The organism is Kribbella sp. NPDC004875 (genome assembly GCF_042873375.1).
GTDB lineage: Bacteria > Actinomycetota > Actinomycetes > Propionibacteriales > Kribbellaceae > Kribbella.
This window is the reverse complement of the sequence record NZ_JBIALI010000008.1, coordinates 360,276-366,963: the sequence shown is the minus strand read 5'-3', so window position 1 is coordinate 366,963 and position 6,688 is coordinate 360,276. Positions and strand designations below refer to the sequence as shown.

Below are 6,688 nucleotides of genomic sequence, written 5' to 3'. Positions count from 1 at the left end.
CGGTGGCCACGTTGTTGTGCGCCCCCGGGGCGGGTGGCGGCTCCTACAACACGCCCCCGCCCCGGGGGAATTACCCCCCCCCCCCGTAGTTTAAAAACAAGTGAGGAGGGGGGGGGCGCGCATGCCCGCCCCCCGCCCTTCGCGTTGCACCCCCAAACCCCCACCCACCCCACCCCGGCCCCACCCACCCACCCGGCCCCGGCCCCGGCCCCACCCACCCGGCCCCGGCCCCACCCCACCACCCAGCAATTTGAGTGGTTAACCGCTGAAGTCGTCCGTTCACCGCTCGCATGCGGGGGGCGAACGGACGACTTCAGGGGTGAACCACTCAAATGCGGTGGAGCATCAACCACAGGAAGTAGAGAAGACCGATGGCGATTCCCAGCTTTGTCGACCGGGTCACGGTGCAGGTCGCCGCGGGTCGCGGCGGAAACGGCTGCGCCTCGGTGCACCGGGAGAAGTTCAAGCCGCTCGGCGGCCCCGACGGCGGGAACGGCGGTGACGGCGGCAGCGTGATCCTGCGCGTCGACCCGGACGTCACCACGCTCGTCGACTACCACCGCTCGAGCCACCGCACCGCGACGAACGGTGCCCAGGGCAAGGGTGATCACCAGGCCGGCGGCAACGGCGCCGACGTGATCCTCGGCGTCCCGGACGGCACGGTCGTCAGTACGGCGAACGGCGAAGTACTCGCCGATCTCGTCGGACCGGGAGCGGAGTTCATCGCGGCGCAGGGCGGCAAGGGCGGTCTGGGGAACGCGGCGCTGGCGAGCAGCACGCGGAAGGCGCCCGGATTCGCTCTGCTCGGTGAGGACGGCGAGGAGCGCTCGCTGGTCCTGGAGCTGAAGGTCGTCGCGGACATCGGTCTGGTCGGTTTCCCGAGCGCGGGCAAGTCGTCGCTGGTCGCCGCTATCAGCCGGGCCCGGCCGAAGATCGCCGACTACCCGTTCACCACCCTGGTTCCGAACCTCGGTGTCGTCGTCGCGGGTGACGTCACGTACACCGTTGCCGACGTGCCCGGTCTGATCGAGGGTGCGAGCGAGGGCCGCGGACTCGGGCACGACTTCCTGCGGCACGTGGAGCGGTGTGCGGCGCTGGTGCACGTCATCGACTGCGCGACGTACGAGCCGGGCCGCGATCCGTTGAGTGACCTGGACACGATCGAGGCCGAGCTCGAGGCGCACGGTGGTCTGGAGGACCGGCCGCGACTCGTTGCCCTGAACAAGATCGACGTACCGGATGCGCGGGAGATCGCGGAGATGGTGCAGGCCGAGCTGGAGCAGCGCGGGCTGCGGGTGTTCCCGATCTCGACCGCGTCGCACGAGGGCCTGGAGGCGCTCAAGTTCGCGATGGCGGACATCGTCGTACGCCGGCGCGCGGAGCAGGAGAAGCCCGACACCACGCGGATCGTGATCCGGCCGCAGGTGCAGGGCGGGCCCGAGTTCAAGGTGAAGCAGCTGCCGGACGGCGAGGGCTGGCTGGTGCAGGGCGCGAAGCCCGAGCGCTGGGTGAAGCAGACCGACTTCGCGAACGCGGAGGCGACCGGCTACCTGGCCGACCGGCTGAACCGGCTCGGCGTCGAGGAGGAGCTGCTCAAGCTCGGCGCACAGCCCGGTGACGCCGTGGTGATCGGTGACGGTCCGAACGCGATCGTGTTCGACTTCGCGCCCGACGTCGCGGCCGGCGCGGAGATCCTGGCCCGGCGCGGTGAGGACCACCGGCTCGAGGAGGAGCGTCCCGCGGCGCAGCGGCGGCGGGCGAAGGATTCGGAGTACCACGCCTTCCGGGAGGGCGAGCGGTCCGAGGACTGGTCGGAGTACGGCGGCAACTGGGACACCGACGAGGTGGACCTGTCCCCGGCGGAGGCGAAACGAGCAGCAGCGGCTGCGGCCAAGCTCGCACGCAAGGAAGCGCGCGAGCTGGCGTCGCAGGAGGATCTCGACCAGAACGGTTGATTTCATGAACCAGCGCGCGGAGGCGACCAACGCCACGCGAATCGTCGTGAAGGTCGGCTCGTCGTCGCTGACCCAACGCGGCAGGATCGACCTCGAACGGGTCCGGCTGCTCGTCGACGCCATCGCGGCGCGGCGGGTGGCGGGGACCGAGGTCGTGCTCGTCTCCTCCGGCGCGATCGCCGCCGGGCTGGCGCCGATGGGGCTGCGGTCCCGACCGCGCGACCTGGCCACGCAGCAGGCGGCCGCGTCGGTCGGCCAGGGTCTGTTGATGTCCCGCTACAGCGACGCGTTCGCGGCGCACGGCTTGCGGGTCGGGCAGGTCCTGCTGACGGTCGACGACGTGACCCGGCGGAGCCACTACCGCAACGCGTTCCGCACGTTCGCACGGCTGCTCGAGCTGGGCGTCGTACCGATCGTGAACGAGAACGACACGGTCGCGACGACCGAGATCCGCTTCGGTGACAACGATCGCCTGGCGGCGCTGACGAGCCACCTGGTGCACGCGGATCTGTTGCTGCTGCTATCCGACGTCGACGGCCTGTACGACGGGGATCCGCGCAAACCCGGTACGTCGATGGTGACCGAGATCCGTGGTGCCGCGGACCTGGAGCCGCTCGCGATCGGCAAGACCGGCACGTCCGGCGTCGGCACCGGCGGCATGCAGACGAAGGTCGAAGCGGCCGCAATCGCTACTGAGGCAGGGATTCCGGTCGTCCTGACCTCGGCCGGCCGGGTCGGCGAGGCGCTCAGCGGCGAGCCGGTCGGGACCCTCTTCCACCCGACCGGCCGGCGTCGTAAGACCCGGCTCCTGTGGCTGGCGCACGCGACGTCCGGTCAGGGGATGCTGCATCTCGACGAGGGCGCGGTGCGCGCGTTGACGCAACGCCGCGCATCCCTGCTGCCCGCTGGGATCTCGGCGGTCGAGGGCACGTTCTCGGCCGGCGATCCCGTCGACCTGGTCTCGCCGTCCGGGGTGACGATCGCCCGCGGGCTGGTCAACTACGACGCCTCCGAGCTGCCCGAGCTTCTCGGCCGTTCGACCCGCGACCTGGCCCGCGAACTCGGATCGGCGTACGAACGCGAAGTCGTCCACCGCGACGACCTCGTGCTGCTCTGACCCGGTCCGAAGGTCCCGCACGGTCGGGACGGTGGCCCCTGTCTGCTTCCTGGCGTGGTTGTGACGCTGGAACCGACGTTGGGGAGGCGCCATGAGTACAACGAGTGTGCTGGTCGCGTACGGCACGAAGAACGGGTCGACGGCAGGGATCGCCGAGATGATCGTCAGCGCGCTGCGGGCGGACGGTCTGACGGCGGAGGCTCGTCCCGCCGCGGACGTCCCGTCGATCGAGGGGTACGACGCCGTCGTACTGGGCGGCGCTCTCTACGCGGGACGGTGGAATCGGGACGCGCGCACGTTCGCGCGCCGGCACGCCGACGCGTTACGGAACCGTCCGGTCTGGCTGTTCAGCAGCGGGCCGTTGGACGATTCCGCCGACCGGCGTGAGATCCGCCCGGTGGCGCAGGTCGCGAAGCTGTCCGATCGCCTCGGCGCGGTCGAGCACGTGACATTCGGCGGGCGGCTCACCGAGGACGCCAAGGGGTTCATGGCGAAGGCGATGGTCCGCGGCGGCAAAGGCGGTGACTTCCGCAACCCGGGACGCATCGCTGACTGGTCCCACACGATCGCGAAGCATCTCGGGACCGTCGTACCGTCGACGACCGATTGACGGCGGCCATGAGCGGGAAACGGGGTGCGCCCGGTGGCGCCGGAAACGCTGTGTACGGGCTCGGGCTGATCGGGGCTTTGGTGTACTACATCCAGCGCGCCGACGGCTTCTGGTCAGTCATCCTCGGCATCCTCAAAGCCGTGGTGTGGCCGGCCTTCGTCACCTACGACCTGTTGAAGTTCCTCGGCGCCTGAATCTGGGAGGGGATCCATGGGCAAGCCAGACAAGCAGCAGGATGTGGTCGACGTACTGCGGGGAGTGATGGAGACCGCCAAGGCCGGAACTGTCTTCGGTGCTCCGGTCAGTCACAACGGTTTCACGATCCTGCCGGTCGCCCGGATCACCGGCGGCGGGGGAAGCGGGCGCGGCGAAGGCATCACCGGGCCGGGCACGGACGGGTCCGGGTCCGGCGGCGGCTTCGGGTTGTCCGCCAGACCGGTCGGCGTCTACGTGATCGGCGACCGCGAAGTCACCTGGTCGCCGGCCGTCGACGCCACCAAGGTCATCCTCGGCGGCCAACTGGTCGGACTGGTCGCCCTGTTGACCCTTCGAACGTTGGTCAAACTGCTCCGCGACCGCCGGTCCAAGCGGGCCGCGGCCGCCGCGCAGGCGCAACCTACGACGGGCGAGTGAAGGTCGGCCTCACCGGCGTCGCGATGGCCGCCTCCTCCGCGGCGGGGGCGGCGACCGGTGGCCGGAGCAAGTTCTCCCAGGCATCGTTGCCCACGTGCTCACCCGCCTGATCAGTCGAACATCTCACGCGGTACGTCGCAGCCGTCCTCCGCGAGCGTGAACAGACAGCCCCTCGGTAGCCCACTTTGTGCACCCAGTGCGTACGAGGTTGTGGCCGGCGTGCGCGGTGGGTGCACAAAGTGGGCTGAGACGACCGGACGGGGCGTGGTGGGGGCGCACTACGATGGCGGGGTGAGTGAGATCATCGAGTTGGCGCGGCGGGCTCGTGAGGCGTCATATGCCTTGGCCGATGCGTCGCGGGCGACGAAGGACGGCGCGCTGCACGCGATGGCGGCGGCGTTGCGGGAGCACACGGACGCGATCGTCGCGGCCAACGCGAAGGACGTCGCGGCCGCGCGTGAAGCCGGTACGCCGGAGTCCACGGTCGACCGGCTGGCGCTCGACCCGGCGCGCGTCGACGGGATGGCGGCCGGGCTCGAGCAGCTCGCCGGGCTCACCGACCCGGTCGGCGAGGTGGTGCGTGGATACACGCTGCCGAACGGTCTCGAACTCCGCCAGGTCCGCGTCCCGTTCGGCGTGGTCGGGATCATCTACGAGGCCCGCCCGAACGTCACCGCCGACGCGGCAGGCATCTGCCTGAAGTCCGGCAACGCCGTCCTGCTTCGCGGTTCCTCCTCCGCCAAGTCGTCCAACGAGGCGATCATCGCCGTACTGCGGGACGCCGCCGAGTCGGCCGGACTGCCCGCGGACGTCGTACAAGGCGTGCCGACGGATCGCGCCGCGGTGAAGGAACTGATGCAGGCCCGCGGGCTGGTCGACGTACTGATCCCGCGCGGTGGCGCCGGCCTGATCCAGACGGTGGTCGGGGAGTCCTCGGTGCCGGTCATCGAGACCGGGGTCGGCAACTGCCACGTGTACGTCGACGCGGACGCGGACCTCGATCTCGCCCTCGGGATCCTGCTGAACGCGAAGACGCAGCGCCCGAGCGTGTGCAACGCAGCCGAGTCGCTGCTCGTGCACGCCGCGGTCGCCGACGAGTTCCTGGCGCGCGCGCTCCCCGCACTGACCGATGCCGGCGTCACCGTCCACGGCGACCCCACGGTAGTTGCTGCCAGCAAGAATCTCGCCCCCGACCAGCACATGGTGGCGGGCAAGAGCGGCGTTGCCGACCAGGACGTGGTGGTTCGCGGAGCGGTTGTGGACGCGACCGACGAGGACTTCGGCACGGAGTACAACTCGCTCGATCTGTCCGCTGCCGTGGTCGACTCGCTCGAGGCGGCGGTGCAGCACATCCGGCGGTACAGCTCGGGTCACACCGAGGCGATCATCACCCGGTCCCAGTCCGCGGCCCGCCGCTTCACGCAGGCGGTCGACTCGGCCGCGGTCGTGGTGAACGCCAGCACCCGCTTCACCGACGGCGGCGAATTCGGCTTCGGTGCCGAGATCGGCATTTCCACCCAGAAACTCCACGCCCGCGGCCCGATGGGCCTCCCCGAGATGACGTCGACGAAGTACGTCGTCACCGGTGAAGGCCAACTCCGCACCTGAGACTGACGGGTTGTTGCACCGCTGGCGGGTTGCAGCAGGCCATCGATCCAACAGGCCGCCGGCGGTCAGCGGAGGAGCTGGGCCGCGGTCTGTTGGGTGATGACCGGTGGAGTGGGGGAGATGACCGCGAGCGCTGCCCGGTGGTCGGCGCCCACCTCGAGCTCGACCACGTGAATCCCGGCCGGGACGCCCGCGCGTAGGTCGCCGCGCAGACCCTCCCCGGTTGCCTTCAGCACGGCCTCTTTCCGGGTCCAGTACTCCGTGAACGCCCGCGCCTTCGCGAGTCCGTCGTACCCACGGAGTTCTTGCGTTTCCGCCTCGCTCAACGCGACCCGGGCCAGGGCGTCGACGTCCAGCGACGGGTCAACCCGCTCGACATCGAGCCCGACCGGCCGATCCGCGAACGCCACGCCCACGAGGTCCCCCGAGTGCGTCACCGACAGCTCGACTCCGGTGCTTCGCACCTTCCCGTGGGGTTTGCCGCAGTCCGGGCAGGTCCGATCCAGCGCAACCTTTGCCGCTGGCAACGACATCCGAGCGGCCAGCACTCGTCGCACGATCGTCACCCCCAGCAGGAACCGCGCCTTGTCCACGTCCCGGAGGTATGCGTCCAACCGCCCGCGCTCGACGTCGTTGAGATCCGCAACGAACTCCTGCCGAGCAAGCCCGACCTCAGCCCACCAAACCTCAACCCCCACTCGGTCGCCAACAGCCTCCCCAACCCGCTCGGCCCGGTCGGCGGCACCAGCCCGTTTGGTCCCCCCG

At 70.3% G+C, this 6,688-nt stretch carries 7 protein-coding genes; 6 read left to right on the top strand and 1 reads right to left on the bottom strand.

The window, feature by feature from the left end; translation table 11 throughout:
- Nucleotides 1–371: 371 nt before the first annotated feature.
- From obgE to ACFYRH_RS37835, 6 genes are all read left to right on the top strand, one after another.
- A complete protein-coding gene (gene obgE, locus ACFYRH_RS37860; protein WP_387785109.1) occupies nt 372–1,955 on the top strand; it encodes a GTPase ObgE in 1,584 nt (527 codons plus the stop codon).
- Between the two features lie 4 nt (nt 1,956–1,959).
- Nucleotides 1,960–3,072, top strand: a complete 1,113-nt coding sequence (gene proB, locus ACFYRH_RS37855; protein WP_387785108.1) for a glutamate 5-kinase — start codon at nt 1,960–1,962, stop codon at nt 3,070–3,072.
- 91 nt (nt 3,073–3,163) lie between these two features.
- On the top strand, nt 3,164–3,682 hold the full coding sequence (locus tag ACFYRH_RS37850; RefSeq protein WP_387785107.1) for a flavodoxin domain-containing protein: 519 nt from the start codon (nt 3,164–3,166) through the stop codon (nt 3,680–3,682).
- 8 nt (nt 3,683–3,690) lie between these two features.
- Nucleotides 3,691–3,876 (top strand): hypothetical protein, encoded by a 186-nt coding sequence (locus ACFYRH_RS37845; RefSeq protein ID WP_387785106.1) that lies wholly within the window; start codon nt 3,691–3,693, stop codon nt 3,874–3,876.
- A 16-nt stretch (nt 3,877–3,892) separates the two neighbouring features.
- Nucleotides 3,893–4,315 (top strand): spore germination protein GerW family protein, encoded by a 423-nt coding sequence (locus ACFYRH_RS37840; RefSeq protein ID WP_387785104.1) that lies wholly within the window; start codon nt 3,893–3,895, stop codon nt 4,313–4,315.
- Nucleotides 4,316–4,606: 291 nt separating this feature from the next.
- On the top strand, nt 4,607–5,923 hold the full coding sequence (locus ACFYRH_RS37835) for a glutamate-5-semialdehyde dehydrogenase (protein WP_387785102.1): 1,317 nt from the start codon (nt 4,607–4,609) through the stop codon (nt 5,921–5,923).
- Nucleotides 5,924–5,988: 65 nt separating this feature from the next.
- Here the strand turns inward: ACFYRH_RS37835 and ACFYRH_RS37830 are convergent, their stop codons facing one another.
- Entirely contained in the window at nt 5,989–6,621 is a 633-nt protein-coding gene (locus ACFYRH_RS37830) for a 4'-phosphopantetheinyl transferase family protein (protein ID WP_387785100.1), read from the bottom strand.
- Nucleotides 6,622–6,688 lie beyond the last annotated feature (67 nt).

Bases quoted from the DNA above. Each gene is read 5' to 3' on its own strand.
- obgE (WP_387785109.1), top strand. From the start codon at position 372: ATGGCGATTCCCAGCTTTGTCGACCGGGTCACGGTGCAGGTCGCCGCG.
- ACFYRH_RS37850 (WP_387785107.1), top strand. From the start codon at position 3,164: ATGAGTACAACGAGTGTGCTGGTCGCGTACGGCACGAAGAACGGGTCG.
- ACFYRH_RS37845 (WP_387785106.1), top strand. From the start codon at position 3,691: ATGAGCGGGAAACGGGGTGCGCCCGGTGGCGCCGGAAACGCTGTGTAC.
- proB (WP_387785108.1), top strand. From the start codon at position 1,960: ATGAACCAGCGCGCGGAGGCGACCAACGCCACGCGAATCGTCGTGAAG.
- ACFYRH_RS37840 (WP_387785104.1), top strand. From the start codon at position 3,893: ATGGGCAAGCCAGACAAGCAGCAGGATGTGGTCGACGTACTGCGGGGA.